The following is a 24,281-nucleotide window of genomic DNA, read 5'->3' on the forward strand; positions in this document are numbered from 1 at the left end:
AGTTCGGCGACGAGCACGAACGTGTCGCGATCCCACCAGGTGGACCACGACGTGCCCCGTTCGGCGGTCACGCACCGCTACCCACCTCGTTCCCGTTCGTCGGAGGACCCGCTCGAGCAGGGCTCCGGTGCGTTCAGCGGGCCTGCGGCCAACCGGGTGGTCTTGCCGGCGCAACCGGCGCACCACCCGACAGCGCAGTGCATCGCACTCGATTCCCGCCGGAGTGCCGCAATCGTTATCAGCCAGAACCTCCGCGTCACCCCGTCGCAACAGCGGGTGGCAGGGCTCCATGACGACGGACCGGTTCGCCGACGTGGCCTGTCCCGGCTTCCTCAAGGAGGGCGAGGGCGCGAGGCAACCCGCTACAGACCGCGCCCGGGGTGACCGTCGGCGAGGTGGTCGTGTCGGGTGAGACGGGTACCTTCGACCTGCGCATGGACGACCTGGTGAACGCCGAGGGTGAGAAGGGCTTCATCCTGTACGGCATGACGCTGCAGAAGAAGGACTCCGGCTGGCTCGTGTGCGGCAGGTCCGCGGTGGAGGAAAGCCGCTCCACCGGCTGACGCGTCGAACCCAGATTTCCACCTCAGCACCACATCATCCAGTTCGGGGGAGTTTCCGATGACCTACCCGCCGCAGCAGCCCGGTCCGCACGGGCAGCAGCCGCAGCCCGGTGGTCCGTACGGGCAGCAGCCGCCGCAGCAGCCGGGTTACGGCCAGCAGCCGCAGCCCGGATACGGCCAGCCCCAGCCCGGCTACGGCCAGCAGCCCCCTCAGCCGGGCTACGGCGCGCCGCAGCCCGGTTACGGCCAGCCGCAGCAGGACCCGTTCGGCCCGCCCAGCGGCGGTTTCCAGCAGGGCCCCTACGGCCAGCAGCCCGGCCCGTACGGGCAGCAGCCCCAGCCCGGTTTCGGTGGCCCCGGCTACGGCGGCCCGCCGCCCAAGAAGAGCAAGACCGGCCTGATCATCGGCGTGGTCGCCGCGGTCGTCGTCGTGCTCGGCGGTGGCATCACGGCCGCCGTCCTGCTCTCCGGCAACGACTCGGACAACAACGCCAGCAGCACGTCCGAACCCGGCAGCAGCGACGGCAAGTCCGGTGACGACGACGCCGACGTCAAGAAGGTCGCCGAGGAGTACATCGCCGCGGCCAGCACCCGCAACGAGAGCAAGGCCAAGTCCTTGACCTGCAAGGCGGTGCTCGACGAGGCGGCGGCGCTGGAGAAGAACCTCACCGAGGAGCAGAAGAAGCTCGCGGAGGAGCTCAAGAAGCTGCCGGTGCCCAAGCTCACCTACAAGGGCGCCGACGTGTCCGGCGACACCGCGAAGGTGAAGATCAACAGCGTCTCGTCCTACAGCGGTCAGACGCAGGACCTGGACATCGACTACACGTTCAAGAAGGAGTCTGGCAAGTGGAAGTACTGCCAGCTCGTCAAGGACCTGAAGCTCCCCACGGCGCCGACCAAGTGACGTCGTGAGCGAAAGGGGGTCCCTCCGGCCGGAGGGACCCCCTTTCCGCTGTTCTCAGCCCTTGCTGGGGCGGCGCTGCGGCTTCGGCGCGGTCACGCCCTCCGCGAGCCGGCGGGTGGTCAGCAGGAACGCGGTGTGCGCGATCATCCGGTGCTCGGGGCGCACGGCGAGGCCCACGACGTGCCACGGGCGCACGAGCGTCTCCCACGCGTGCGGCTCGGTCCAGCACGTCATCTCGCGCAGCGCCTCGGTGATCACGGACAGCTGCGTCGTCGTCGCCACGTAGACGACCAGGACACCGCCCGGGATGAGGTTCTTCGCGACCGTGGGCAGGACCTCCCACGGCGACAGCATGTCGAGGATGACCCGGTCGACCTCGCCCTCGTGGTTCTTCACGTCGTCAACGGTGATCGACCAGTTGCCGGGCCGTTCGCCGAAGAACGTCTCCACGTTGCGGATGGCGTGGACCGCGTGGTCGTCGCGCACCTCGTAGGACTGGACGCTGCCCTTCTCCCCCACCGCGCGCAGCAGCGAGCACGACAGCGCACCGGACCCCGCGCCCGCCTCCAGCACGCGCGCGCCCGGGAAGATGTCGCCGTACATGCAGATCTGCGCGGCGTCCTTCGGGTAGATGACCTGCGCCCCGCGCGGCATCGACAGCACGTAGTCCGGCAGCAGCGGGCGCAGCGCCAGGAAGTTCGTGCCGCCCACGGACTGCACGACCGACCCCTCCGGCTGCCCGATGAGCAGGTCGTGCGGGATGGCGCCGCGGTGGGTGTGGTACTCCTTGCCGGGTTCGAGGACGACCGTGTAGTGCCGCCCCTTGGGGTCGGTCAGCTGAACCCGGTCACCCGGCTGGAACGGTCCACTTGCGCTAATCACCGCGCAATGGTGTCAAACGCCCTTCTCAATGGCCGCACGCAGGTCCTCCCTGCGCAGCACACCGGCCGGACGGCCCTCCAGGTCGACGACGAGGAACTGCCACGCGGCGGTGCCCTGGACGCGTTCCACGATCTCCTCGCCGGGCTCGTCGGCCAGCAGCACCGTCTCCGGCAGGATCGGCTCCGCAGCCTGCTCCGCGGGCGCGAACGGGCTCGCGGCGGCCAGCTTGCGCGCGGCTTCCGCGTCGAGCAGCCCGGCCGCGACGCCGTCGGCCCGCACCAGCACCACGCCCCGTCCTGCGCTGGTGCTCAGCGCGTCCGCCACCGGGCTCTCGGCCGGCAGCTGCAGCACCGGCAGGATCAGGTCGTCGAGGGTGACGCCGGCGGGCCAGGTGCGGCGCCGTTCGCCGGCGAGCTCGCTGCGTGCGCCGGCGACGACGACCCACGCCGTGAGCGCGCACACTCCGAAGCGCAGCCATCGGTCCTCCGCGCCTTCCGCGATGCCGTAGACCGCCCACAGGACGAGCGCGAACGCCACGACGAACCCGCCGACGACGGCGACCCGCGTACCCGTCGCGCGTTGACCGGTCACGGCCCACACGCCCGCCCGCACGATCCGGCCGCCGTCGAGCGGGAGCCCCGGCAGGAGGTTGAACACGGCCACCGCGACGTTGGCGGCGGCGATCTGGGCCACCAGCAGCCAGATGACGTTGCTGGGCTCCATGACGAACGCGCCGATGCCGAAGAGCACGGCCAGCACGACAGACACGGCCGGGCCCGCCCCCGCGACAATGCCCTCGTGACCGGGTTTGCCGGGGCTGCGCATGATCTCCGACAACCCGCCCAGCAGGTACAGCCGCAGCCTCCTGACGGGCAGGCCCAGTCGCAGTGCCGCGACGCAGTGGCCCAGCTCGTGCGCGAGGACGCTGAGGCCGAGGAAGATCGCGAAGAGCGTGGCGAGCAGCAGCCCGACCGCCGGGGGCGTGCCGGGGGCGAGGTCGTCGACCAGCGGCGCGTAGAACGCCACCACGATCGCCGAGCCGACCCACCACGACGGCGCGAGCAGCACCGGGATGCCCGCCACCCGGAACAGCAGCAGGCCGCCCTCCTTCTCGCTGATCCGCGCGGCCACGGGTGCACTGTAGAGGCAGCGGTGTGATCTCGCGGTGTACCGCGCCGGGGGGCGGCTGACCAGGGGGTGCCCGGAATTGTCAGACCCCTGTCCTAGGGTCAGGACCATGAGCACCACGTTGCGCAGGCCCGCGTTGTCGCCGTCGCGGGCAGGGGACTTCAAGCAGTGCCCGCTGCTCTACCGCTTCCGCGCGGTCGACCGCCTGCCGGAGCGGCCGACCAAGGCGCAGGTGCGCGGCACGGTCGTGCACGCGGTGCTGGAGGACCTGTTCGCACTGCCCGCCGCCGAGCGGGTGCCCGACCGCGCGCGGTCGATGATCGCGCCGGCGTGGGACCGGGTGAAGGCCGAGCGGCCCGAGTTCGCCACGCTCTTCGAGGTCCCCGGTGGTGAGGAGGAGGTGGAGTGGCTGGCGTCGGCCACGAAGCTGCTGGACGGCTACTTCGGCCTGGAGGACCCGCGCCGCCTGGAGCCGGAGTCGCGCGAGCTGCTGGTCGAGTCCGAGCTGCCCTCCGGCGTGCTGCTGCGCGGGTACATCGACCGGGTGGACGTGGCGCCGACGGGCGAGATCCGGGTGGTGGACTACAAGACCGGCGCAGCGCCGCGCGAGATCGGCGAGGCCAAGGCGTTGTTCCAGATGAAGTTCTACGCCCTGGTGCTGTGGCGGCTGCGCGGTGTGGTCCCCCGCCAGCTGCGCCTGATGTACCTCGCCGACCGCCAGGCCCTGGCCTACACGCCGGACGAGTCGGAGCTGGCCCGCTTCGAACGCACGCTGGAAGCCATCTGGCAGGCCATCATGCGCGCCGCGCCGACCGGCGACTTCCGCCCGTCGCCGAGCCGCCTGTGCGACTACTGCGACCACAAGGCCTTCTGCCCCGCGTTCGACGGCACCCCGCCGCCCTACCCCGGCTGGCCGGAGCCCGACGACACCGAACCCCTCCAGGACCGCGACTGATGCCCGCCTTCTACCTCCCGCTGGACGAGCACACCTACCGCTCGACCCCGCACACGGTCGGCCCGTGGGGCCCGGACAGCCAGCACCTCGGCCCGCCCTCCGCACTGCTCGTGCGGTCCCTGTCGGACACCGACCGGCTGCTGGCCCGCGTGACGTTCGAGGTCCTCGGCCCGGTTCCGGTGGCCGACCTCACCGTCACCACGGCGGTCGAGCGGCCCGGCCGCTCCGTGGAGCTGGCCTCCGCCACCCTGTCCCACAACGGCCGCGCGGCCCTCGTCGCCCGCGCCTGGCGCATCTCGACCTCCGACACCACCCCGGTGGCCGGCGGTTCCGGCGTCCCGCTGCCGCCGCCGTCGGCGGCGGTGCCGATGGAGGTCCCCGAGCACTGGGGCGGCGGCTACCTCTCCGCCGTCGAGTGGCTCTCCCTGTCCGGCGGCATCTTCACCCCCGGCGACGCCCTGGTGTGGGCCCGCCCCCTGGTCGACGTGGTCGAGGGCTCCCCCATCACCCCGCTGGAACGGCTGTTCGCCGTCGTCGACTCCTCCAGCGGTGTCTCGTCCCGCGTGGACATCCGCAAGTGGTACGCCATCAACACCGACCTGACCGTGCACCTGCACCGCCGCCCCGTCGGCGAGTGGGTCGGCCTGGACGCGCGCACCACGATCGGGCCGGACGGCGTCGGGGTGGCGACGAGCACCGTGCACGACGTGGAAGGGCCGGTGGGGTCGACGGCGCAGGCCCTGTTCGTGCGCGAACGCTGACTCGGCACGCAGTCTGCTGTGGACATCCCGAGGGCGTTGCTCTCGATACCCAGCGTGCGGATCTGCGTCTCGCTGGTGAGGGCCGGCACGAGCGCGACCAGGACGAGTGCGGCCGTCTTTCCCGGGTGGCACAGACCAAAAGGCGCTCGGACGTCGTCCTGATACACCGCGCCGTTGCACCGGGCGAAGTAGCTGCCAGCGGCTTTACGCCGTTCGTGCGTGCCGCGGGAACGGGGACGGGGCGTAGCGTCGGCGGGACTGTGAAGAGGTTCGCGAACCGGCGGGAGGCGGGCCGCGCCCTGGCCGCGCAGCTTGCGGAGCACACCTGGCACGACCCGCTCGTGCTGGGGCTGCCGCGCGGCGGTGTGCCGGTGGCGGCGGAGGTCGCGGAGGTCCTCGGGGCTGAGCTGGACGTCGTGGTGGCGCGCAAGATCGGCGCGCCGGGGCACCCCGAGTACGGGGTCGGCGCGGTCGCGGTGGACAGCGCGCCGATCTACGACGCCGCGGTGCTCAGAGTGCTCGGGCTCACCGAGGAGCAGCTGGCCGCGGGCTGCGACCGCGAACGGGCCGAGGCCGCGCGCAGGACCGCGCTGTACCGGCGGGATCGGCCGCCGCTCGTGGTCGAGGAGCGGGACGTGGTCGTGGTCGACGACGGGCTGGCCACCGGTGTCACCGCGCGGGCCGCCCTGCACTGGCTGGAGCGACGAGGGCCGAACCGCCTGGTGCTGGCCGTGCCGGTCGCCGCGAGGCAGTCGGTGCGCACGTTCAGCACGCCCGTGGTGGCGGTGCTCCTGCCGCGGCACCTCGGTGCGGTGAGCCGGTGGTACGACCGCTTCGAGCAGACCTCAGACGCCGAGGTCCTCGAAGTGCTGGACCACCGGGAACGGTGAGTAGAACCGGTGCAGCAGCTCCGACCACCGGGCGTAGGACGGGCCCTGGCGGAACCCGACCGTGTGCGCCTCGACCGACTCCCACTGCACCAGCAGCAGGTACCGGTTCGGGTCCTCCAGGCACCGCGACAGCCGCAGGCCGAGGAAGCCCGGCGAGGCGGAGATCAGCTCCCGCGCCTCGCCGAAGGCCTCCTCGAACTCCGCCGCACGTCCGGGCAGGACGTCCAGCACGGCGTGCTCCAGGATCACAGGCGGCAGAACCGGATGTCCGAGGCCAGGATCGCCTTGGCGCCGATCGCGGCCAGCTCGTCCATGACCCGGTTCGCGTCGCGGCGGCGGACCATCGCCCGCACCGCGACCCAGTTCTCGTCGGCCAGCGGCGCGACCGTCGGCGACTCCAGGCCCGGCGTGAGGCTGATCGCCTCGTCCAGCAGCGTGCGCGGGCAGTCGTAGTCCAGCATCAGGTACTGCTGGGCGAACACGACGCCCTGCAGGCGGGCCTGCAGCTGCTTCTTGGCCGGCGAGAGCTCCGAGCCCGCGCGGTGCACGAGGACCGCCTCCGACTCGCAGATCGGCTCGCCGAACGCCACCAGGTCGTGCTGGCGCAGCGTGCGGCCGGAGCCCACGACGTCGGCGATCAGGTCGGCCACGCCGAGCTGGATGGAGATCTCGACCGCGCCGTCGAGGCGGATCACCGTGGCGTTGATGCCGCGGCGTTTGAGGTCGCGGCCGACCAGCTTCGGGTAGGCGGTGGCGAGCCGCTTGCCCTCCAGGTCCTCGACCGTCCAGTCGGTGCCCCGCGGGCCCGCGTAGCGGAAGGTGGACCCACCGAAGCCCAGTGCCAGCAGCTCCTCGACGGAGGAGCCGTTGTCATCGGCGCCCGAGTCGGCGGCCAGGTCGCGGCCGGTGATGCCCAGGTCGAGGTCACCGGACGCCACGTAGATCGCGATGTCCTTGGGGCGCAAGAAGAAGAACTCGACCTCGTTGTTCGGGTCGAGCACGGTCAGGTCGCGCGGCTCGTGCCGCTGCCGGTAACCGGCCTCGGTCAGCATCGCGGAGGCGCGTTCGGCGAGCGCGCCCTTGTTCGGGACTGCTACGCGCAGCATCGGTCAGCTCTCCGTCAGAGGTACTTGTAGACGTCGTCGAGGGTCAGGCCGCGGCCCAGCATGATCACCTGGAGGCGGTACAGCAGCTGCGAGATCTCTTCCGCGAGCTTCTCGTCGGACTCGTACTCGGCGGCGATCCAGACCTCGCCCGCTTCCTCCAGGACCTTCTTGCCCTGCGCATGGACGCCGGCCTCAAGCGCAGCCACGGTGCCGGAACCCTCCGGCTTGGTGCGGGCTCGTTCGGTCAGTTCGGCGAACAGCGAGTCGAAGGTCTTCACGGGGGCACATCCTCCCACCTCCGGACGGGTGGTCCACACCGCGGTCACCTCTGTTCCAGCCCGTGGACGTGATCTGTCCTGCATGGACACCCAGTAGCGTGAATCTGTGTCGGAGTTCGCCGAAGTCCTCGCAGCGCTGCGCCAGGTGCGCGGCATCAACCCGTTCTTCGCGCTGGACGTGGGCCGTCCGGACGACTCGTGGCTGCCGGGGACGGCACTGCTCGAAGGCCCCGCCCTCAGGGAGACCATCGACGCGATCGCGGCCCGCTACAACGCCGCCGAGCCCCGCGTCGCCGCCAGCCTGTTCTTCCTCAGCTACACCGCGCGGCTGCTCAGCCCGCTCACCGCGACGGACCTGCCGATCGACGTGCGCCCGGAGAACCTGTGGTGGCAGCACCACCGCCGCAACGGCCTGAGCGTCCGCATCGACACCCCGCGGCTCGGCCCGCGCCCGGCGGAGGCGCTCGCACCGGTCGTGGAGGCGGTCCACGCGGTCGTGCCCGTGGCACGCGGTCTGCTGTGGGGCAACGCGATGTCGAACATCGCGGGCGCGCTGAAAATGGTGGTGCGAGCGGGTGCGCTGAGTGCGGAGGAAGCGGAGGAACGCGGCAACCGGCTCATGGCAGCGCCACCGTTCGAAGGTGCCGGGGAATTCGTCACCCTGCCCGGCGAGGTCGCGTTCCTGCGCCGGTCGTGCTGCCTTTACTACCGCGTTGCCGCAGGTGGGAAGTGCGGGGACTGCCCTCTTGTGAAGTGATGAAGACGACAACTCTTATGGCCGGTTGTGCGTGAACCGCCGTTCACCTTACGGTGCACGCGCCGCAGTGACGGGAAGCCGGTGGAAATCCGGCGCGGTCCTCGCCACTGTGACCGGGAAGCGATCCCCGCCGAGCACGTCACTGGTCCCGCGAGGGGCTGGGAAGACGCGGGGGCAGCGTTGATCCGGGAGTCAGGAGACCGGCTGCGGCGCCGTAAGGAGTTTCACCTTCCACGAGGTATGGAGGAGCCCGTCATGACGAGCCCTGCAGCAAGCCTGTCCGCCGTCCGCGTGCCCAAGTGGGCCTTCGCCGTCTCAATGCTCGGCCTGATCGTCACCTACCTGGTCCTGCAGGAGAACGGCCTCGCTCTCGGTGCGAGCTCGGAGCTGCTGCACGAGTTCTTCCACGACGGCCGCCACGCCCTCGGCGTTCCCTGCCACTGATCCGCTGATCACGCAGATGACGACCACGTACAGGTCGATCGCACTGCGCGGACTCGCGGCCGGCGCCATCGCCGGTACCGCCTCCGCGCTCGTGCAGCTCCTGGTCACCGAGATCCCCATCCGCGCCGCACTGGCCGTCGAGGAGGCCCGCACCCCCGCCGGTGACGGCCACTCCCACTCGCACGGCGAGGAGGGGCTGGTCAGCCGCGGCGTCCAGATCGCGGGCGGCATGCTCGGCGTGGTGATCGTCGGCATCGCCGTCGGCCTGGTGTTCGCCACGGCCTACGCGCTGTCGAAGCGCTGGTTCGCCGACCGCACGCCGTTCACCCGCAGCACCGCGTTCGGAGTCGCCGTGTTCGGTGCGGTGGCGCTGCTGCCGTGGCTGAAGTACCCGGCGAACCCGCCCGCGGTGGGCGACCCGGACACGGTGAACTACCGCACCGCGCTGTACCTGGGCGTGGTGGTGGCCGGTCTGGCGATCGTCTGGGGAGCGAGCTGGCTCGCCTCGGCACTGGCCGCGCAGCCGCACCCGGTCCGCGTGACCGCGGTGCTGCTCGCGGTCGTGGCGGCGGTGGCGGTGGTGCTGGTGGCGTTCCCCGCGCCGCCGGACACGATCCCGGCGGACATGCCGGTGGCCGTGCTGTGGCAGTTCCGCCTCAGCTCACTCGCCCAGCTGGCCACGCTCCACGTCGGTCTCGGCGTGGTGTTCGGCCTGCTGGTCGATCCGGCGACACGCCGGGCGAAGGCACCCGTCGCGGTTTCCTGATGGTCCGGGGCGGTCGTCGCGGCGACCGCCCCGGGTCTACAGGGCCTGGTGGTAGCGCAGCTCGTAGCGGTGCGAACTCTTGATCAGCACAGACGCCTCCACCGGGCGATCGTGGTCGCTGTAGACGACCCGCAGCTGCCGGATGACCGGCGTCCCGCCGGGCAGGTCGAGCGCCTCGGCTTCCGCAACGGTCGGTGGGCGCGCTGAGATCCGGTCGACGAACGACCGCTGGACGAAGCCGAGGTCAGCGAGCGCCCGAGGTGCACCGCCGCGGATCTTCGCAGGTCTCGCCAGGGCGGTGTCACCGGCGATGTCCACCGGGTAGTACGACGCTGACAGCTCCACCGGCTGGTCCTGGTGGCTGAGGATCCGGGTGCGGACGACCGCCGGCACTCCGGGGCCGAGGCCCAAGCCCTCGGCCACGTCGGCCGGAGGGACGACCGTGTCGACGGCGAGCAGCTCGTAGCGGAACCGGCCTGCCCCGGGCTCGATGTAGGCAGCGGCGTCGACCACCAGCGGTTCCCGGTCGCGGACGTACACGCCCTTGCCGGCGCGGCTGTCGAGAAGACCCTCGTCCTTCAACGCCTTCAGCGCGTGCTGGATGGTCGCGTTGGCCGCACCGTGCTGTGCGACGAGCTGTGCGGTCGACGGCAGCTGCGCACCCGGCGGCAGCTCTCCGCGCATGATGAGGTCGCGCAGCTCCGCCGCGATCTGCTCGTGCCGGGGCCGGACGTCACGTGCGCGGGGCAATGCCTGCTCCTCGGAACTTCGTCTGGACGGTCATGGCGTCAGCTCATAACGCAGCCGCCGCCCATCGGACACCATCGTCATCACGGTGGCCTCGACAGGCCGATCCTCCTCGGTCAGCAGCGAACGCGCGAGCAGCAGAACGCAAGACTGGCCCTCGAGTCGCAACGCGGTCCGCTCGTCCACTGTGGCCAGACGAGCGCTGACGTCCTCGCGCACCCGCTTCGGGGGATGACCGAGCCCGGCGAGGAAGGCCACCGCGCCACCGGGGATCTTGCGCGGCTCGGCGAGGCGGGTGCCGCGAGCGATGACCACGGGGTAGTGCGAGTCGACGAGTTCGACCGGCTGGCCGTCGAACAACATCAGGCGCCGCCTGACCACCACCGGATCACCTCGTTCCAGGTCGAGCATGGCGGCGACCGCGGCGGTGGCGGGCACTTCCTCGACGCCCAGCAGCTTTTGGGTCCCCTCACCGCCGTGCACCTGCGCCTCGGCAGCCCAAGCGTCACCGGGTTGACCGCTCACGTACGGCATCGAGACGCTCGTCCACGAGCGCACGGTCGTCATCACTCACGCTCCTCGGCTGGGTCCTGCGCGTACCGCTGTCATAGACCCTAGTCATAGGATCAGCTAGGTACATTTCGGATATTGCAGTAAGGTTGCCCGGATGATCAACGCCCCTTACATCACCGCTTGGAGCGCAGAGCAGGATCTGCCCTACGAGTTGGTGGTGCGTCCAGGCCACGGCATCGGCTACGCGGACGAAGTCCTGACTGATCGGGACACCCGCGGTGTGTTGTGGCTCCGCGGCCCGATTCGGCACGAGGTGGGACGCCCTGAGTTCGGCCGGGTGCACCCGCTCAGGCAGCGACGAGCCATGCGGCGGTTGCTGTGCCAGGTCTGCGCGGGACCAGCGGACCGCACGGACGACGGCGTGCTGTGGCTGTTGCGCGACTACCGCAACGACTGGCCGCACTGGCCGGAGGGCATGGGGTGCAACGAGCCGCCCGTGTGCCGATCGTGCGTCACGCTCTCCCTGCGGCTTTGCCCGGCACTGCGACGCGGCGCTGTCGCAGTCCGATCAACCGAGTTCCCCGTCGTCGGGGTGAGAGGTGTGCTGCACCGGCCCGGCGCGCGTGGTCCTGCGGTGGCGCAGGATGCAACTCGGTACTTCGACGACCCGGACATCCCCTGGATGGTGGCCTCCGCCCTGGTGCGTCAGCTCAGCAACTGCGTTCTGGTGCCGTTCGACGATCTTGGCCTGATCACCTGACCTGCAGCGCCTTCAGCACTTCGAGGTCGACGCCGACGAGGGAGTCGCGGAACACCCGCCGCTCCCCCGCCGGCACCTCGACGTCACACGGCACGACCAGCACGGTGCACCCGGCCGCCACCGCAGAGGCGACACCGGTCGGCGAGTCCTCGACCGCCACGCACCCGGCCGCGTCCACGCCGAGCAACCGCGCCGCCTTCAGGTACGGCTCCGGCAGCGGCTTGTTCAGCCCGTCCACCTCGTCGCCGCACACCGTCACGTCGAACAGGTCACGGCCGATGGTGTCGAGCGCGACCTCGGTCAGCGACCGTTCGGTGGAGGTCACCAGCGCCATCGGCACGCCGGACGACCGCACCGCGCGCAGCGCCTCGGCAGCGCCCGGACGCCACGGCAGACCGGTGCGGAAGACCTCCTCGGTGCGGCGGGAGATCCACGCGGCGCCGTCGGCCATGTCGGCGTCGGTCGGTTCGATGCCGACGTCGGCGAACAGCAGGCGCATCGTCGTGGGGACGTTGCTGCCGACCATGCGTTCGCGGGTCTCCAGCGACAGGATCCCGCCGAGCTTCTCGGCGTACTCGTAGAGCGGGATGTCCCACAGCTTCTCGGAGTCCAGCAGCGTGCCGTCCATGTCCCACAGGACAGCTTGCGGGTCAGACATTGAAGTACTTCGCCTCCGGGTGGTGCGCCACGAAGGCGTCGGTGGACTGTTCCGGGTGGAGCTGGAGTTCCTCGGACAGCGTGACGCCGATGCGGGCCGGGTCGAGCAGGTCGACGACGCGCCGGCGGTCTTCCATCTCGGGGCAGGCGCCGTAGCCGAACGAGTACCGCGCGCCGCGGTAGCCGAGCTTGAAGTACTCCTCGACGGCGGCGGGATCTTCCTGGGCCACTGACCCGCCCGCCGGCCACACGAGCTCCTCGCGCACGCGCTTGTGCCAGTACTCGGCCAGCGCTTCGGTGAGCTGGACCCCCAGTCCGTGGACCTCCAGGTACTCACGATACGCGTTCTTGCCGAACAGCTCGTTGGCGTAGTCGGCGATCGGCTGGCCCATCGTCACGAGGTGGAACGCGATGACGTCGACCTCACCCGACGAGCGGGCGCGCCAGAAGTCGGCCAGGCAGAGGCGCCGATCCCTCTTCTGGCGCGGAAAGCGGAACCGGAAGCGCTCCGGCGCGTCCGGGGAGGGCTCGGTCAGGATGACCAGGTCGTTGCCCTCGGACACGCACGGGAAGTAGCCGTAGACGACCGCGGCGTGGGCAAGAACACCTTCTGTCGCAAGGCGTTCCATCCAGTACCGCAGCCGTGGCCTGCCCTCGGTCTCGACGAGCTCCTCGTAGGTCGGGCCGCCGCCGCGCGTGCCCTTGAGGCCCCACTGGCCCATGAACGTCGCGCGCTCGTCCAGCAGCGCGCTGTAGTCCGCGACGGGAATGCCCTTCACCACGCGGCTGCCCCAGAACGGCGGCACCGGCACCGGGTTGTCGGTGGCCACGTCGGAACGACCGGTTCCCGCTTCTTCCTCTCCTGGCGCGGCTTTGCGGGCCGCGGCGATGCGCAGCGCACGTTCGCGGCGGGCCTTGCGCTCGGCGGCCTTCGCCTGGGCCTCCGGGTCGACCAGAGGGGTCTCTCCGCGTTTCGCCGCCATGATCGCGTCCATCAGGCGCAGGCCCTCGAACGCGTCGCGGGCGTAGCGGACGTCGCCCAGGTACATCTCGGTCAGGTCGTTCTCGACGTAGGCGCGGGTCAGCGCGGCGCCGCCGAGCAGCACCGGCCAGCGGGCCGCGACGCCCCTGGAGTTCATCTCCTCCAGGTTCTCCTTCATGACCACGGTCGACTTGACCAGCAGGCCGGACATGCCGATCGCGTCCGCGCGGTGCTGCTGCGCGGCCTCCAGGATGGCGTTGATCGGCTGCTTGATGCCGATGTTCACGACCTCGTAGCCGTTGTTGGACAGGATGATGTCGACGAGGTTCTTGCCGATGTCGTGCACGTCGCCCTTGACCGTGGCGAGCACGATGCGGCCCTTGCCGCCGTCGTCGGACCGTTCCATGTGCGGTTCGAGGTGCGCGACGGCGGTCTTCATGACCTCGGCGGACTGCAGCACGAACGGCAGCTGCATCTGGCCGGAGCCGAACAGCTCGCCGACGGTTTTCATGCCCGCCAGCAGCGTGTCGTTGATGATCTGCAACGCCGGGCGTTCGTCCAGTGCGAGGTCCAGGTCCGCTTCCAGGCCGTTGCGCTCGCCGTCGACGATCCGGCGCTCCAGCCGTTCGAACAACGGCAGCGCGGCCAGCTCCTCGGCGCGCGACGCGGAGTTCGACTTGGTGGTGACGCCCTCGAACAGCTCCATCAGCTTCTGCAGCGGGTCGTAGCCCTCGCGGCGGCGGTCGTGGACCAGGTCCAGCGCCACCGCGCGCTGCTCGTCGGGGATGCGCGCCATCGGCACGATCTTCGACGCGTGCACGATCGCCGTGTCGAGGCCCGCCTGCACGCACTCGTGCAGGAACACCGAGTTCAGCACCTGGCGCGCGGCCGGGTTGAGTCCGAAGGAGACGTTCGACAGGCCCAGCGTCGTCTGCACGTCCGGGTAGCGGCGCTTGAGCTCGCGGATCGCCTCGATCGTCTCGACCGCGTCGCGGCGGACCTCCTCCTGGCCGGTGGAGATCGGGAACGTCAGGCAGTCGACGATGATGTCGGAGCGGCGCAGGCCCCAGTTCGTCGTCAGGTCCTCGATCAACCGGGTGGCGACGCGGACCTTCCAGTCCCTGGTGCGCGCCTGGCCCTCCTCGTCGATGCACAGCGCCACGACCGCGGCACCGTGCTCGGACACCAGCCGCATGATCTTCTGGAACCGCGAGTCGGGCCCGTCGCCGTCCTCGTAGTTCACCGAGTTCACCGCGCACCGGCCGCCCAGGCACTCCAGGCCCGCTCGCAGCACGTCCGGCTCGGTGGAGTCGAGCACGACCGGCAACGTCGACGCGGTGGCCAGGCGGGACGCGAGCGCCCGCATGTCCGCCTCGCCGTCGCGGCCGACGTAGTCGACGCACAGGTCGACGAGGTGCGCGCCCTCGCGGGTCTGATCCCGCGCGATCTCGATGCAGTCGTCCCACTTCTGGGCGAGCATCGCCTCCCGGAACGCCTTGGAGCCGTTGGCGTTCGTGCGCTCGCCGATCATCAGCACCGAGGCGTCCTGCTTGAACGGGACGGACTGGTACAGGGAGGACACCCCGGGCTCGGGACGCGGCCGGCGCGCGGGCGGGCCGAGGTCGCGCACGGCGGCGGCGACCTGGCGCAGGTGCTCCGCGGTCGTGCCGCAGCAGCCGCCCACGAGCCGGGTGCCGAACTCGGTGACGAACCCGGCCAGCGCACGGGCCAGCTCCTCCGGGGAGAGCGGGTAGACGGCGCCGTTCGGGCCGAGTTCGGGCAGGCCGGCGTTCGGCATCACCGACAGCGGGATGCGGGCGTGCTTGGCCAGCGTGCGCAGGTGCTCGCTCATCTCGGCGGGGCCGGTCGCGCAGTTGAGGCCGATCAGGTCGATGCCGAGCGGTTCCAGCGCGGTCAGCGCGGCACCGATCTCCGAGCCCAGCAGCATCGTGCCGGTCGTCTCGACGGTGACCTGGGCGATGATCGGGACCGTGCGGCCCTCCGCGGTCATCGCGCGCTTGGCGCCGACGACCGACGCCTTCGTCTGCAGCAGGTCCTGCGAGGTCTCGACGATGATCGCGTCCACGCCGCCGGCGAGCAGGCCGCGGCACTGCTCCACGTAGGCGTCGCGCAGCGTGGCGTACGGGGCGTGGCCCAGCGTCGGCAGCTTGGTGCCGGGGCCGACCGAGCCGAGCACGAACCGCGGCCGGTCGGGGGTGCTGAACTCGTCGGCCACCTCGCGGGCCAGTGCCGCGCCGCGTTCGGACAGGTGGTGGATCTGATCGGCGATGTCGTACTCGGCCAGGTTCGCGAGGTTCGCCCCGAACGTGTTGGTCTCGACGGCGTCCACGCCGACCTCGAGATAACCGCGGTGGACGGCCTTCACGACGTCCGGCCGGGTGACGTTCAAGATCTCGTTGCAGCCCTCGAGACCGGCAAAGTCGTCGAGCGAGAGGTCGGCGGCCTGGAGCATCGTGCCCATGGCGCCGTCGGCGACCACAACCCGGTTCACCAGCGCTTCGAGGAACGGTGAGGATCCACGATCAGGCATGGGCCAAGCCTACGATGACTTGGCTGGGGGAGGCCGTAGTCTGGCGCCGTGAACGATCCGTCCCAGGACTCCCCGACCCCCGCGAACCCGCGCGAACCGCTCACGAGCCCGATCATGGTCTGCGCTTTCGAGGGGTGGAACGACGCCGGCGATGCCGCGAGCACCGCCGTCGAGCACCTGCAACTCACCTGGGACGCCACCCCGCTCGCCGAGATCGACCCGGACGACTACTACGACTTCCAGGTGACGCGGCCCACGGTCCGCATGGTGGACGGTGTCACCCGAAGGGTCGACTGGCCGACGACGCGGCTCTCGGTGTGCCGGCCGCCCGGTTCCTCCGTCGACGTGGTCCTCGTGCACGGCATCGAGCCGAACATGAGGTGGCGCAAGTTCGCGGACGAGCTCCTCGGCCACATCGAGGTGCTCGGGGTGACGACCGTGGTGACGCTCGGCGCCCTGCTCATGGACACGCCGCACACCCGCCCCGTCCCGGTCACCGGAACCGCCTACGACGCGGACGCCGCCGAGAAGTTCGGCCTGGAGCACTCGAAGTACGAGGGCCCGACCGGCATCGTCGGCGTGTTCCAGGACGCGTGCGTGCGGGCCGGCATCCCGGCCATCTCGTTCTGGGCCGCCGTGCCGCACTACGTGTCGCAGCCGCCCTCCCCCAAGGCCACGCTCGCGCTGCTGCACCGGGTGGAGGAGGTCCTCGACATCGAGGTCCCGCTCGGCGCGCTGCCCGAACAGGCGGAGGAGTGGGAGCGGACCGTCTCCGAGATGGCCGACGAGGACGAGGACGTGCGCAACTACGTGCGTGCGCTGGAGGAGCGCGGCGACGCGGCCATGCAGATCACCGAGGCCTCCGGTGACGACATCGCGGCCGAGTTCGAGCGCTACCTGCGCCGTCGTGGCCGCGGTCCCGGCTGGCCGTCGACCGGTCCGCGCTGACCTTCCGGGCGTCTGCAAGTACCACCAACAGGGTGGTTGGTGGTACTTGCAGACGCCCTCAGCCGGGACGGCGGGGAAAGTTAGCACCCGGCAAGCATCTGTGCCGCCGGCCCGATTAGGGTGAACGGCGGAGGTGTGCGTGGGACGGTTGGCACGCGCCGGGTTGTACGCGGGCGCACTGATCGGGCCGTTCGGCGGCGCCGTCACCACGTCGGTCCTGCCCGAGATCGGCGGCAGCTTCGGCCGCTCGCCGGGTGCGGCGGCCTCGACGCTCACCTACTACCTCGTGCCGTTCGCGGTGCTGATGCTGGTGTCCGGCACGCTCGCGCAGCGCTGGGGACCGCAGCGCACGGTCCGGATCGCGTACGTCGCCTACGCCGTCACGTCCCTGCTGGCCGCGAGCGCGTGGACGTTCGAGGTGCTGCTCGCCTCGCGGGCGTTGCAGGGTGCGGCGAACTCGTTCACCACGCCGGTGCTGCTGGCCGTGATCGCCGCCTCGACCCCCAAGGAGAAGCTCGGGCGCGCACTGGGGCTGTTCGGGTCGATGCAGGCGGCCGGGCAGACGTCGGCGCCGCTGGTGGGCGGGCTCAGCGCGGAGGTCGACTGGCGGCTGGCGTTCGTGGTGATCGCGGTCGTGGCGGCCGGGCTCGCGGTGCTGGGGGTGCCGCAGACCGACGCCGAACCGGAGCGGGACGCGAGCCTGCGCAGCGCGTTCGTGCCCAGCACGCTGCGGCCGGCGCTGATCGCGTTCATCGGCTGGGGCTGTCTGGGCGGGTTGTCGTTCCTCGTGGCGTTCCGGCTGGACGACGTGTTCGGGCTCGGCGCCGGTGAACGCGGGTTGTTGCTCACCGGGTTCGGCGTCGTCGGGTTCCTGACCGCCCGGCACATCGGCAGGGCGATCGACCGGTTCGGCGCGACCACCACCGTCGTCGTCGGCGCGACGCTCGGCGGTGGTCTCGTCGCCGCGGTCGGCACGGCCCCGCTGGCGGCGCTCGTGGTGGTCGCGTGGGCGCTGACCGGTGCGGCGGCGCAGGGCGTGCTGGTCAGCATCAACGCGCTGGTGCTGCAGAGCGACAACGCCAACAGGGGCGGCAGCGTCAGCGTCGTGCAGTCGCTGCGCTTCATGGGTGCCGCCGCGGCCCCGCTGGCGTTCGTCCCGCTCTACCAGGCCCACCCGCTCGCGGGCTTCCTCGTGCCCGCCGCGCTGCTGGTCGTCGTGCCCGCGGTCGTCACGTGGTCAGGTCGCGGCGCCGGAAGCCGGCGAAGCCCGCGGCCAGGAGCACCACCGCGACCGCGGTGAGCCACCCGAGCGGCCCGAAGGTGATGTCCGGGTACTTCGGGACGTGGGTGAACGGCGCGAGGTCGATCACCCACTGGTCGAGCCGCAGGGCCGGGCCGAGCAGCGTGAGCACCAGCGACACCGACACCACCGCCCAGCTCACGCCGGTGAGCTGCGGGAACACCCCGAACAGCGCCAGCGCCACGCCCGCGACCACCCAGGCCGCCGGGAGCTGGACCAGCGCGGTGCCGACCATGCGCGGCAGCACACCACCCAGGTCGTCGGTCTGCACTCCGTAGACCAGGCCAAGCCCCAGGCCCGCCGCTACCAGCACGACCGCGCCGCCCACCAGGGCGAACACCGCGTGCGAGGCGACCCAGCCCGAGCGCGACACCGGGGTGGCGAGCAGTGGCTCCGCCCGGAGCGAGGTCTCCTCCGACCGCAGCCGCAGCACCGCCTGGACCAGGTAGATCGACGTGATCAGGCCCAGCAGCTGCGTGACGGTCGCGAAGAACGCGTCCACCATCGCGTCGGCACCGCCGATCTGCTGCACGACCTGCCCGAGCGCGGGGTTGTCCTGCACCATCTGCCCGACCGCCTGCGCGACGCTGCCGTAGATCACGCCCACGCCGGACAACGCGATCGACCAGCCGATCAGCGAGCCCCTCTGCAGCCGCCAGGCCAGGCCGAACGGGCTGCCGATCGTGCCGTGCGCCGGGCCGGGCCGCGCGGCCAGCAGGCCGAGCCCGACGTCGCGGCGGGTCACGACGTAGCTCGACAGGCCCACGAGCAGGACGAACGCCGCCAGCGGGAGCAGCAGCACCCAGAACCGGTCGTCGCCGAACGACCGCACGTGCTCGGTCCAGCCGATCGGCGAGAGCCAGGTCAGCCACTGCGGGCCCGACTCCCCCGCGGCGTCGCCGGCCGCGCGGAACAGGTAGGTGACGCCGAGGAAGCCGCCCGCGACCGCGTTCGACACGCGCGAGTTCTCCGACAGCTGGGCGGTCAGGGCGCTGACGCCGGTGAACACGAGGCCCACCGAAGCCGTCGACAGGCCGAACGCGAACGAGCCGGCCGCGTCGAGGTCCTTGCCGATCAGCGCGAGCGCTTGCAGGAGCCCGATCAGCAGGCTCGTGCCGCCCGCGGCGACCACCGCGGCGGCCAGGGGCGCGTGCCGGCCGACGACCGTGGCGGCGATGAGCTCCGTGCGGCCTGCCTCTTCTTCTGCGCGCGTGTGGCGGGTGACGACCAGCATGGCCATGATCGCGACGAACAGGCCGGAGAACACGCCCCAGCGCCACACCACCAGGCCGCCCAGCGACGACCAGTCGTGCAACGGGCCGAGCATCGCGAGGAACGCGGAGTTGGCGTTCGCGGTGGCGCCGAGCAGCGCCCGCGACTCCTGCGAGGAGTACAGCTCCTCCAGCGCGGTGGTCGTCGAGTAGGTGACGCCGACCAGGAACAGCACCCAGACCGGCAGCAGCACCCGGTCGCGGCGCAACGCCAGCCGCACGAGCTGCCAGGTGCCGATCATTTGGCGTCCTCGTAGTGGCGCAGGAACAGCTCCTCCAGCGTGGGCGGCTGCGAGGTCAGGGTGCGCACGCCGGTGGACACCAGCTGCTTGAGGGCGAGGTCGAGCTTGTCCGAGTCGACCTCGAACCTCACCCGGTTGCCCTCGGCGACCAGGTCGTGCACGCCGTCGAGGTGCGCCAGGCCGTCGGGCGGGCCGGCGAGCTCCGCGGAGATCGAGGTGCGGGTCAGGTGCCGCAGGTCGGCGAGCGTGCCGGTCTCGACGACGTGCCCGTTGCGGATGATGCTCACCCGGTCGCACAGCGCCTCGACCTCGGCGAGGATGTGGCTCGACAGCAGCACGGTGCGGCCGCGCGCGCGTTCGTCGTTGATGCAGTCCTGGAAGACGGCCTCCATCAGCGGGTCGAGGCCCGAGGTCGGCTCGTCCAGGATCAGCAGCTCCACGTCGCTCGACAGCGCGGCGACCAGCGCGACCTTCTGCCGGTTGCCCTTGGAGTAGGTGCGGCCCTTCTTGCGCGGGTCCAGCTCGAAGCGCTCCAGCAGCTCGGCGCGGCGGGCGGGGTTCAGGCCGCCGCGCAGGCGTCCGAGCAGGTCGATGACCTCGCCGCCGGTCAGGTTGGGCCAGAGGTTGACGTCGCCGGGGACGTAGGCGAGGCGGCGGTGCAGGGACGCGGTGTCCTTCCACGGGTCGCCGCCGAGCAGCCGCGCGGTGCCGGAGTCGGCCCGCAGCAGGCCGAGGAGGATCCGGATCGTCGTCGACTTGCCGGAACCGTTGGGTCCCAGGAAGCCGTGCACCTCACCGGTCCGGACGTCCAGGTTCAGATCGTCCAGTGCACGCGTCGGGCCGAAGGTCTTCACCAGGCCCGACACGGATATCGCAGATGTCATGGCCGGTAAGCTACGCTTGTTTCACAACTTCGTGAAGTCCGTAAATTTTGCCCGATCGGCTGACGGAAGGGGATGATGCCGCGGTGACCAGGGTGACCCAGCGTGACCAGCAGGCGGTGAGCCAGTTCGTCGAACGGTTCGGCGCGATCCTGTCGGACACGGGCATGGCCCGCATGCCCGCACGGATACTCGCGGCGTTGCTCACGACCGACTCCGGCAAGCTCACCTCGGCCGAGATCGCCGACCTGCTGCAGATCAGCCCGGCGGCGGTGTCGGGCGCGGTGCGCTACCTGACCCAGGTCCGGATCGTGAGCCGCGAACGGGAGCCCGGCTCGCGCCGGGACGTGTACCGGATGCGCGACGACGTCTGGTACGAGGCGACGTTCCGCAAGGACCAGATGCTCGGGATGATCGACGAGGTGCTGTCGGAGGGCGTCACGGCGCTGGGCACGCACACCGACGCCGGGGCGCGGCTGGACGAGACGCGCGAGTTCTTCCGGTTCTGCCACGGCGAGCTCGGGTCGATGATCGAGCGCTGGAAGGCGCACCGCGAGAAGTGGATCGCCGACCGCGAGTCGTGAACGCGGAACGCCCGCGGGGACAGGGACCCGCGGGCGTTCTCAGCCGTGCGCCGGACGTCAGCCCGTGACCAGCGTCAGGTTGTACGCCGAGAGGATCTCGTTGACCGGCTGGAAGTAGGTCGTGCCGCCACTGGTGCAGTTGCCGGAGCCACCCGAGGTGACGCCCTGCGCCTGCATGCCGCTGACCCACGAGCCACCCGAGTCACCGGGCTCCGCGCACACGTCGGTGCGCGTGAGGCCGCTGACCGAGCCCTCCTGGTAGTTCACCGTCTGGTTCTTGGCCGAGACCGTGCCGCAGTGCCAGCCCGTGGTGGAGCCGGAACGGCAGATCGACGCGCCGACCGCGGCCTCGGTGCTGCCGGAGACGACGACGTCGGCGCCGCCGTAGTGGTTCACCTTGGCCGTGGGCGTCCAGGACGAGTTGGCCTTGACCCACCCGTAGTCGTTGCCCGGGAAGGACGAGCCTTCGAACGCGCCGAGCGCGGTGCGGTCGGCACCGGCCACGGAGTCACCGGACGAGCCGCAGTGACCGGCGGTGACGAACCCGCCCTGCACCGCGAAGCCCACCGAGCAGCGGCCGGCGTTGTTGATGTAGTACGCGTCACCGCCGCGGATGTCCTTGAGCAACCGCGGTGCCTCGTCGGTCTCGACGACCTTCGCGAGCGCGCCCGCCTTGGCCGCGAACGCCTGTGCGGCCTGCGCCTGGCCGCGCTTCGCGGTGACCGTGACGACGTTGGCCCTCGTGTCGACGAACCAGCCGGTGACCTCGGCCGGGGCCTTCTCCGCGTCCAGCTTCGCCTTGGCCGAGTCGAGGTCGCCGGCCGAGTTGGCCACCGTCCTCGGTTCGGCACCGAGCTGGCGCAGCCGCTGCGACTTGGCCTCGTCGGTCACGCCCACGACGAGCTTGCCGGTGGCCGCGTCGAACCACGCGCCACCGAAGTCGTCACCGGCGAAACCTCGTGCGACGTGCTGCAGGACCGCGGCCGCGCTCTCCTGGCGCAGCCGATCCGCCGCCTGCCCAGCGGTGAGGCCGAGGTCGCGCTGCATCGCGGCCAAGAGGTCCGCCGACGGTTCCGGCGCGGCGACAGCGGCAGGGGATGCCGTCGCCGCGAAGGCACCCGCCAGGACGGCGACCGCCGCGAAGGCAATGCGCTTCATAGGCACTTCTCCTCATCTTTCGATCTCGTGCAGGGCCGGGAGTAACACCGGACCGGGCAGCGGCGATGAGGGGGATGGCTGTGCTGCAACACAGCTCGCACGACACCGGATGCATGGCGTCCCCAGGCGGCGAACTGCCCGATCAGTTCGTTCCTCCGTCCGGGTGACGCTATGTCGTGCTGCCTACCGGCCGGTAGGGCCGATCGACGGGTTGGACTTCGGCGGTCGAGTTGGTATAAGGAATTCAAATGCGCTCTCTCGGTCTATTTCCGTGACTGCGGGTGAGCGATTCGTCCGTTGACATGCACACGCAAAAACGTCAACAGTTGCGTCGTACCGGTCTATCCCTCTGACCTGCGGGTTTGGTCTAGCGTGCAGGACACCCTGTTCCCTGCACGAGGGAGAACCCTGCAATGCGAAGAGTCTTGGGTGCGGGACTCGCCGCCGCCGCTGCCGCATGTCTGGCCGCCGCGGTGGTTCCCACCGCTTCAGCTCAGGAAATCACCGGCACGATTCTCGGCGCCGACCGCGCCGACGTCGTCCAGGACAGCTACATCGTCTCGCTGAAGGCCGGCACGGCGTCGAGGGCCGCCGCTCCGGACCTGGCCGGTCGCTACGGCGGCAAGGTGCGCGACGTCTGGCAGCACGCGCTCAACGGCTTCTCGGTGAACATGACCGCGAAGCAGGCGGCACGCCTGGCAGCCGACCCGCGCGTCGCCTACGTCCAGCAGGACGCCCAGGTGCACATGCTCGACGTCCAGCAGAACCCGCCGTCATGGGGTCTGGACCGCGTCGACCAGCGCGACCTGCCGCTGAGCAACAGCTACCAGTACGACACCACCGCGTCGAACGTGACGGCGTACGTCATCGACACCGGTGTCCGCACCACCCACGCCACGTTCGGCGGCCGTGCCACCTGGGGCACCAACACCTCCGGTGACGGCAACAACAGCGACTGCAACGGCCACGGCACGCACGTCGCCGGCACCATCGCGGGCTCGCAGTACGGCCTCGCGAAGGCCGCCAAGGTCGTCGCCGTGAAGGTGCTCAACTGCCAGGGCTCCGGCACCACCGCCGGTGTCGTCAGCGGCATCGACTGGGTGACGGCGAACGCGGTGAAGCCCGCGGTCGCGAACATGTCGCTCGGCGGCGGCGCCGACTCCACCCTGGACGCGGCCGTGCGCCGTTCCATCGCCTCCGGCGTGACCTACGCGATCGCGTCCGGCAACTCGAACACCGACGCCTGCAGCACCTCGCCCGCCCGCGTCACCGAGGCGATCACGGTCAACGCGTCGACCAACACCGACGCGCGCGCCTCGTTCTCGAACTACGGCTCCTGCACGGACATCTACGCGCCGGGCCAGAACATCGTGTCGTCGTGGAACACCAACGACACCGCCACGAACAACATCTCCGGCACCTCGATGGCCACCCCACACGTCGCGGGCGCGGTGGCCCTGTGGCTCGCCACGCACCCGACCGACTCCCCCGCCGCCGTCTGGGCGGGCCTGGACGCGGCCTCGACCCCCAACAAGATCACCAACGTCGGCGCCAACACCCCGAACAAGCTGCTCTACACGCTGTGGGGCGGCGGCCAGCCCGGCAACCCGGCGGTGACCAACCCCGGTGCGCAGACCTCCACGGTCGGCACCCCGGTGTCGCTGCAGCTCTCGGCCTCCGGCGGCACCCCGCCGTACACCTGGTCCGTGACCGGTCTCCCGGCCGGCCTGTCGGCGTCCTCCTCCGGCGCCATCTCCGGCACGCCGACCACCGCGGGCACCTCCTCGGTCACCGCGACCGTGACCGACTCGACCGGCAAGACCGGCTCGGCCACTTTCTCCTGGACCGTCAACGCCGTGGGCGGCAGCTGTGACGCCCGCACCAACTCCACCCCGGCCGCGATCCCGGACCTCGGCACGGTGACCAGCACCATCGTGGTCTCCGGCTGCGCGGGCAACGCCTCGGCCGGCTCGACCGTCAAGGTCGCCATCACCCACACCTACAAGGGCGACCTGGTCGTCGACCTGGTGGCGCCGGACGGCACCGTCGTGAACCTGCACAACCGCAGCGGCGGCTCGGCCGACAACATCAACGAGACCTACACCAAGGACCTGTCCGGTGAGGCCGCCAACGGCACCTGGACGCTGCGCGTGCGTGACGCGGCGTTCCTGGACACGGGCACGTTGACCAGCTGGACGCTCGACGTCTGAGCCTCGGCTGTGCGTTGAGGACCGCCTCCGGCATCCGTGCCGG

At 71.0% G+C, this 24,281-nt stretch carries 25 protein-coding genes and 1 riboswitch; of the genes, 13 read left to right on the forward strand and 12 right to left on the reverse strand.

Features of this window, described 5'->3' with window-relative positions; translation table 11 throughout:
* Positions 1 to 380: 380 nt before the first annotated feature.
* Together ACVDFE_RS33205 and ACVDFE_RS33210 are read left to right on the forward strand one after the other, a co-directional pair.
* Positions 381 to 563 carry a hypothetical protein gene (locus ACVDFE_RS33205; RefSeq protein WP_458433290.1) on the forward strand — a complete coding sequence of 61 codons (183 nt, stop codon included), beginning with the start codon at positions 381 to 383 and terminating at the stop codon, positions 561 to 563.
* A gap of 58 nt (positions 564 to 621) precedes the next feature.
* Positions 622 to 1,467 (forward strand): Rv0361 family membrane protein, encoded by an 846-nt coding sequence (locus ACVDFE_RS33210; RefSeq protein WP_458433291.1) that lies wholly within the window; start codon positions 622 to 624, stop codon positions 1,465 to 1,467.
* Positions 1,468 to 1,521: 54 nt separating this feature from the next.
* Here ACVDFE_RS33210 and ACVDFE_RS33215 read toward each other — a convergent pair whose 3' ends face one another.
* On the reverse strand, positions 1,522 to 2,349 hold the full coding sequence (locus ACVDFE_RS33215; RefSeq protein WP_458433292.1) for a tRNA (adenine-N1)-methyltransferase: 828 nt from the start codon (positions 2,347 to 2,349) through the stop codon (positions 1,522 to 1,524).
* A gap of 12 nt (positions 2,350 to 2,361) precedes the next feature.
* Entirely contained in the window at positions 2,362 to 3,480 is a 1,119-nt protein-coding gene (locus ACVDFE_RS33220) for a site-2 protease family protein (RefSeq protein WP_360387289.1), read from the reverse strand.
* Between the two features lie 106 nt (positions 3,481 to 3,586).
* On the opposite strand from ACVDFE_RS33220, the gene ACVDFE_RS33225 reads away from it, so the two are divergent.
* The 3 genes from ACVDFE_RS33225 (at position 3,587) to ACVDFE_RS33235 (ending at position 6,083) form a co-directional block, all read left to right on the forward strand.
* The gene (locus tag ACVDFE_RS33225; RefSeq protein ID WP_360387286.1) at positions 3,587 to 4,432 is read left to right on the forward strand and encodes a RecB family exonuclease; all 846 of its coding nucleotides are present in this window, start codon (positions 3,587 to 3,589) and stop codon (positions 4,430 to 4,432) included.
* Complete coding sequence (locus tag ACVDFE_RS33230; protein WP_458433293.1) at positions 4,432 to 5,193, forward strand: thioesterase family protein; 762 nt, start codon at positions 4,432 to 4,434, stop codon at positions 5,191 to 5,193. Before ACVDFE_RS33225 ends, ACVDFE_RS33230 begins: the two co-directional genes overlap by 1 nt.
* Positions 5,194 to 5,453: 260 nt before the next feature.
* Positions 5,454 to 6,083, forward strand: a complete 630-nt coding sequence (locus ACVDFE_RS33235; RefSeq protein WP_458433294.1) for a phosphoribosyltransferase — start codon at positions 5,454 to 5,456, stop codon at positions 6,081 to 6,083.
* Here ACVDFE_RS33235 and ACVDFE_RS33240 read toward each other — a convergent pair.
* The 3 genes from ACVDFE_RS33240 to ACVDFE_RS33250 are packed head-to-tail and all read right to left on the reverse strand — an operon-like array spanning position 6,039 to position 7,467.
* Positions 6,039 to 6,332 (reverse strand): antibiotic biosynthesis monooxygenase family protein, encoded by a 294-nt coding sequence (locus tag ACVDFE_RS33240; RefSeq protein ID WP_458433295.1) that lies wholly within the window; start codon positions 6,330 to 6,332, stop codon positions 6,039 to 6,041. The two genes, ACVDFE_RS33235 and ACVDFE_RS33240, sit on opposite strands and share 45 nt — an antisense overlap.
* On the reverse strand, positions 6,329 to 7,189 hold the full coding sequence (gene hisG / locus ACVDFE_RS33245) for an ATP phosphoribosyltransferase (protein WP_360387278.1): 861 nt from the start codon (positions 7,187 to 7,189) through the stop codon (positions 6,329 to 6,331). The genes ACVDFE_RS33240 and hisG overlap by 4 nt, the downstream gene beginning before the upstream one ends.
* Positions 7,190 to 7,203: 14 nt before the next feature.
* Positions 7,204 to 7,467: a phosphoribosyl-ATP diphosphatase gene (locus tag ACVDFE_RS33250; RefSeq protein WP_065920430.1), complete on the reverse strand. Its 264-nt coding sequence runs from the start codon at positions 7,465 to 7,467 to the stop codon at positions 7,204 to 7,206.
* A 106-nt stretch (positions 7,468 to 7,573) separates the two neighbouring features.
* Here ACVDFE_RS33250 and ACVDFE_RS33255 point away from each other — a divergent pair, with 106 nt between their 5' ends.
* The 3 genes from ACVDFE_RS33255 (at position 7,574) to ACVDFE_RS33265 (ending at position 9,434) form a co-directional block, all read left to right on the forward strand.
* Positions 7,574 to 8,224: a (2Fe-2S)-binding protein gene (locus tag ACVDFE_RS33255; RefSeq protein WP_360387276.1), complete on the forward strand. Its 651-nt coding sequence runs from the start codon at positions 7,574 to 7,576 to the stop codon at positions 8,222 to 8,224.
* 48 nt (positions 8,225 to 8,272) lie between these two features.
* Positions 8,273 to 8,447, forward strand: a riboswitch (cobalamin riboswitch).
* A gap of 32 nt (positions 8,448 to 8,479) precedes the next feature.
* Positions 8,480 to 8,668: a CbtB domain-containing protein gene (locus ACVDFE_RS33260; protein ID WP_458433296.1), complete on the forward strand. Its 189-nt coding sequence runs from the start codon at positions 8,480 to 8,482 to the stop codon at positions 8,666 to 8,668.
* 16 nt (positions 8,669 to 8,684) lie between these two features.
* A complete protein-coding gene (locus ACVDFE_RS33265; protein WP_458433297.1) occupies positions 8,685 to 9,434 on the forward strand; it encodes a CbtA family protein in 750 nt (249 codons plus the stop codon).
* A 36-nt stretch (positions 9,435 to 9,470) separates the two neighbouring features.
* On the opposite strand, the gene ACVDFE_RS33270 is transcribed toward ACVDFE_RS33265, so the two are convergent.
* Together ACVDFE_RS33270 and ACVDFE_RS33275 are read right to left on the reverse strand one after the other, a co-directional pair.
* The gene (locus ACVDFE_RS33270; protein ID WP_458433298.1) at positions 9,471 to 10,184 is read right to left on the reverse strand and encodes a GntR family transcriptional regulator; all 714 of its coding nucleotides are present in this window, start codon (positions 10,182 to 10,184) and stop codon (positions 9,471 to 9,473) included.
* A 30-nt stretch (positions 10,185 to 10,214) separates the two neighbouring features.
* Positions 10,215 to 10,748 (reverse strand): GntR family transcriptional regulator, encoded by a 534-nt coding sequence (locus ACVDFE_RS33275; protein ID WP_458433299.1) that lies wholly within the window; start codon positions 10,746 to 10,748, stop codon positions 10,215 to 10,217.
* Between the two features lie 100 nt (positions 10,749 to 10,848).
* On the opposite strand from ACVDFE_RS33275, the gene ACVDFE_RS33280 reads away from it, so the two are divergent.
* On the forward strand, positions 10,849 to 11,454 hold the full coding sequence (locus ACVDFE_RS33280) for a hypothetical protein (protein ID WP_458433300.1): 606 nt from the start codon (positions 10,849 to 10,851) through the stop codon (positions 11,452 to 11,454).
* Here the strand turns inward: ACVDFE_RS33280 and ACVDFE_RS33285 are convergent.
* Together ACVDFE_RS33285 and metH are read right to left on the reverse strand one after the other, a co-directional pair.
* Positions 11,447 to 12,112 (reverse strand): HAD family hydrolase, encoded by a 666-nt coding sequence (locus tag ACVDFE_RS33285; protein WP_458433301.1) that lies wholly within the window; start codon positions 12,110 to 12,112, stop codon positions 11,447 to 11,449. The two genes, ACVDFE_RS33280 and ACVDFE_RS33285, sit on opposite strands and share 8 nt — an antisense overlap.
* Positions 12,105 to 15,644: a methionine synthase gene (gene metH / locus ACVDFE_RS33290; protein WP_458433302.1), complete on the reverse strand. Its 3,540-nt coding sequence runs from the start codon at positions 15,642 to 15,644 to the stop codon at positions 12,105 to 12,107. Before metH ends, ACVDFE_RS33285 begins: the two co-directional genes overlap by 8 nt.
* A gap of 114 nt (positions 15,645 to 15,758) precedes the next feature.
* Between metH and ACVDFE_RS33295 the strand changes: the two genes are divergently transcribed.
* Together ACVDFE_RS33295 and ACVDFE_RS33300 are read left to right on the forward strand one after the other, a co-directional pair.
* Complete coding sequence (locus ACVDFE_RS33295; RefSeq protein WP_458434437.1) at positions 15,759 to 16,592, forward strand: PAC2 family protein; 834 nt, start codon at positions 15,759 to 15,761, stop codon at positions 16,590 to 16,592.
* Between the two features lie 139 nt (positions 16,593 to 16,731).
* A complete protein-coding gene (locus ACVDFE_RS33300) occupies positions 16,732 to 17,892 on the forward strand; it encodes an MFS transporter (RefSeq protein WP_458433303.1) in 1,161 nt (386 codons plus the stop codon).
* Here ACVDFE_RS33300 and ACVDFE_RS33305 read toward each other — a convergent pair.
* The gene (locus tag ACVDFE_RS33305; protein ID WP_458433304.1) at positions 17,822 to 19,405 is read right to left on the reverse strand and encodes an ABC transporter permease; all 1,584 of its coding nucleotides are present in this window, start codon (positions 19,403 to 19,405) and stop codon (positions 17,822 to 17,824) included. The genes ACVDFE_RS33300 and ACVDFE_RS33305 overlap by 71 nt on opposite strands.
* On the reverse strand, positions 19,402 to 20,289 hold the full coding sequence (locus tag ACVDFE_RS33310) for an ABC transporter ATP-binding protein (RefSeq protein ID WP_360387258.1): 888 nt from the start codon (positions 20,287 to 20,289) through the stop codon (positions 19,402 to 19,404). The genes ACVDFE_RS33305 and ACVDFE_RS33310 overlap by 4 nt, the downstream gene beginning before the upstream one ends.
* Before the next feature lie 92 nt (positions 20,290 to 20,381).
* Between ACVDFE_RS33310 and ACVDFE_RS33315 the strand changes: the two genes are divergently transcribed.
* Entirely contained in the window at positions 20,382 to 20,870 is a 489-nt protein-coding gene (locus ACVDFE_RS33315) for a GbsR/MarR family transcriptional regulator (protein ID WP_360387255.1), read from the forward strand.
* A 57-nt stretch (positions 20,871 to 20,927) separates the two neighbouring features.
* Here the strand turns inward: ACVDFE_RS33315 and ACVDFE_RS33320 are convergent, their stop codons facing one another.
* Positions 20,928 to 22,028, reverse strand: coding sequence for a S1 family peptidase (locus ACVDFE_RS33320; protein WP_458433305.1), 1,101 nt, complete (start codon positions 22,026 to 22,028; stop codon positions 20,928 to 20,930).
* A gap of 413 nt (positions 22,029 to 22,441) precedes the next feature.
* On the opposite strand from ACVDFE_RS33320, the gene ACVDFE_RS33325 reads away from it, so the two are divergent.
* Positions 22,442 to 24,238 carry a S8 family peptidase gene (locus ACVDFE_RS33325; protein WP_458433306.1) on the forward strand — a complete coding sequence of 599 codons (1,797 nt, stop codon included), beginning with the start codon at positions 22,442 to 22,444 and terminating at the stop codon, positions 24,236 to 24,238.
* Positions 24,239 to 24,281: the final 43 nt, after the last annotated feature.

The organism is Lentzea chajnantorensis (assembly GCF_054300775.1).

What these genes read in the sequence shown, in the direction of transcription:
- ACVDFE_RS33210 (WP_458433291.1), top strand. Translation starts at nt 622, where the DNA reads ATGACCTACCCGCCGCAGCAGCCCGGTCCGCACGGGCAGCAGCCGCAG.
- ACVDFE_RS33295 (WP_458434437.1), top strand. Translation starts at nt 15,759, where the DNA reads ATGGTCTGCGCTTTCGAGGGGTGGAACGACGCCGGCGATGCCGCGAGC.
- hisG (WP_360387278.1), bottom strand. Translation starts at nt 7,189, where the DNA reads ATGCTGCGCGTAGCAGTCCCGAACAAGGGCGCGCTCGCCGAACGCGCC.
- ACVDFE_RS33280 (WP_458433300.1), top strand. Translation starts at nt 10,849, where the DNA reads ATGATCAACGCCCCTTACATCACCGCTTGGAGCGCAGAGCAGGATCTG.
- ACVDFE_RS33225 (WP_360387286.1), top strand. Translation starts at nt 3,587, where the DNA reads ATGAGCACCACGTTGCGCAGGCCCGCGTTGTCGCCGTCGCGGGCAGGG.
- ACVDFE_RS33320 (WP_458433305.1), bottom strand. Translation starts at nt 22,028, where the DNA reads ATGAAGCGCATTGCCTTCGCGGCGGTCGCCGTCCTGGCGGGTGCCTTC.
- ACVDFE_RS33305 (WP_458433304.1), bottom strand. Translation starts at nt 19,405, where the DNA reads ATGATCGGCACCTGGCAGCTCGTGCGGCTGGCGTTGCGCCGCGACCGG.
- ACVDFE_RS33310 (WP_360387258.1), bottom strand. Translation starts at nt 20,289, where the DNA reads ATGACATCTGCGATATCCGTGTCGGGCCTGGTGAAGACCTTCGGCCCG.
- ACVDFE_RS33275 (WP_458433299.1), bottom strand. Translation starts at nt 10,748, where the DNA reads ATGACGACCGTGCGCTCGTGGACGAGCGTCTCGATGCCGTACGTGAGC.
- ACVDFE_RS33260 (WP_458433296.1), top strand. Translation starts at nt 8,480, where the DNA reads ATGACGAGCCCTGCAGCAAGCCTGTCCGCCGTCCGCGTGCCCAAGTGG.
- ACVDFE_RS33265 (WP_458433297.1), top strand. Translation starts at nt 8,685, where the DNA reads ATGACGACCACGTACAGGTCGATCGCACTGCGCGGACTCGCGGCCGGC.
- ACVDFE_RS33325 (WP_458433306.1), top strand. Translation starts at nt 22,442, where the DNA reads ATGCGAAGAGTCTTGGGTGCGGGACTCGCCGCCGCCGCTGCCGCATGT.
- ACVDFE_RS33230 (WP_458433293.1), top strand. Translation starts at nt 4,432, where the DNA reads ATGCCCGCCTTCTACCTCCCGCTGGACGAGCACACCTACCGCTCGACC.
- ACVDFE_RS33285 (WP_458433301.1), bottom strand. Translation starts at nt 12,112, where the DNA reads ATGTCTGACCCGCAAGCTGTCCTGTGGGACATGGACGGCACGCTGCTG.
- metH (WP_458433302.1), bottom strand. Translation starts at nt 15,644, where the DNA reads ATGCCTGATCGTGGATCCTCACCGTTCCTCGAAGCGCTGGTGAACCGG.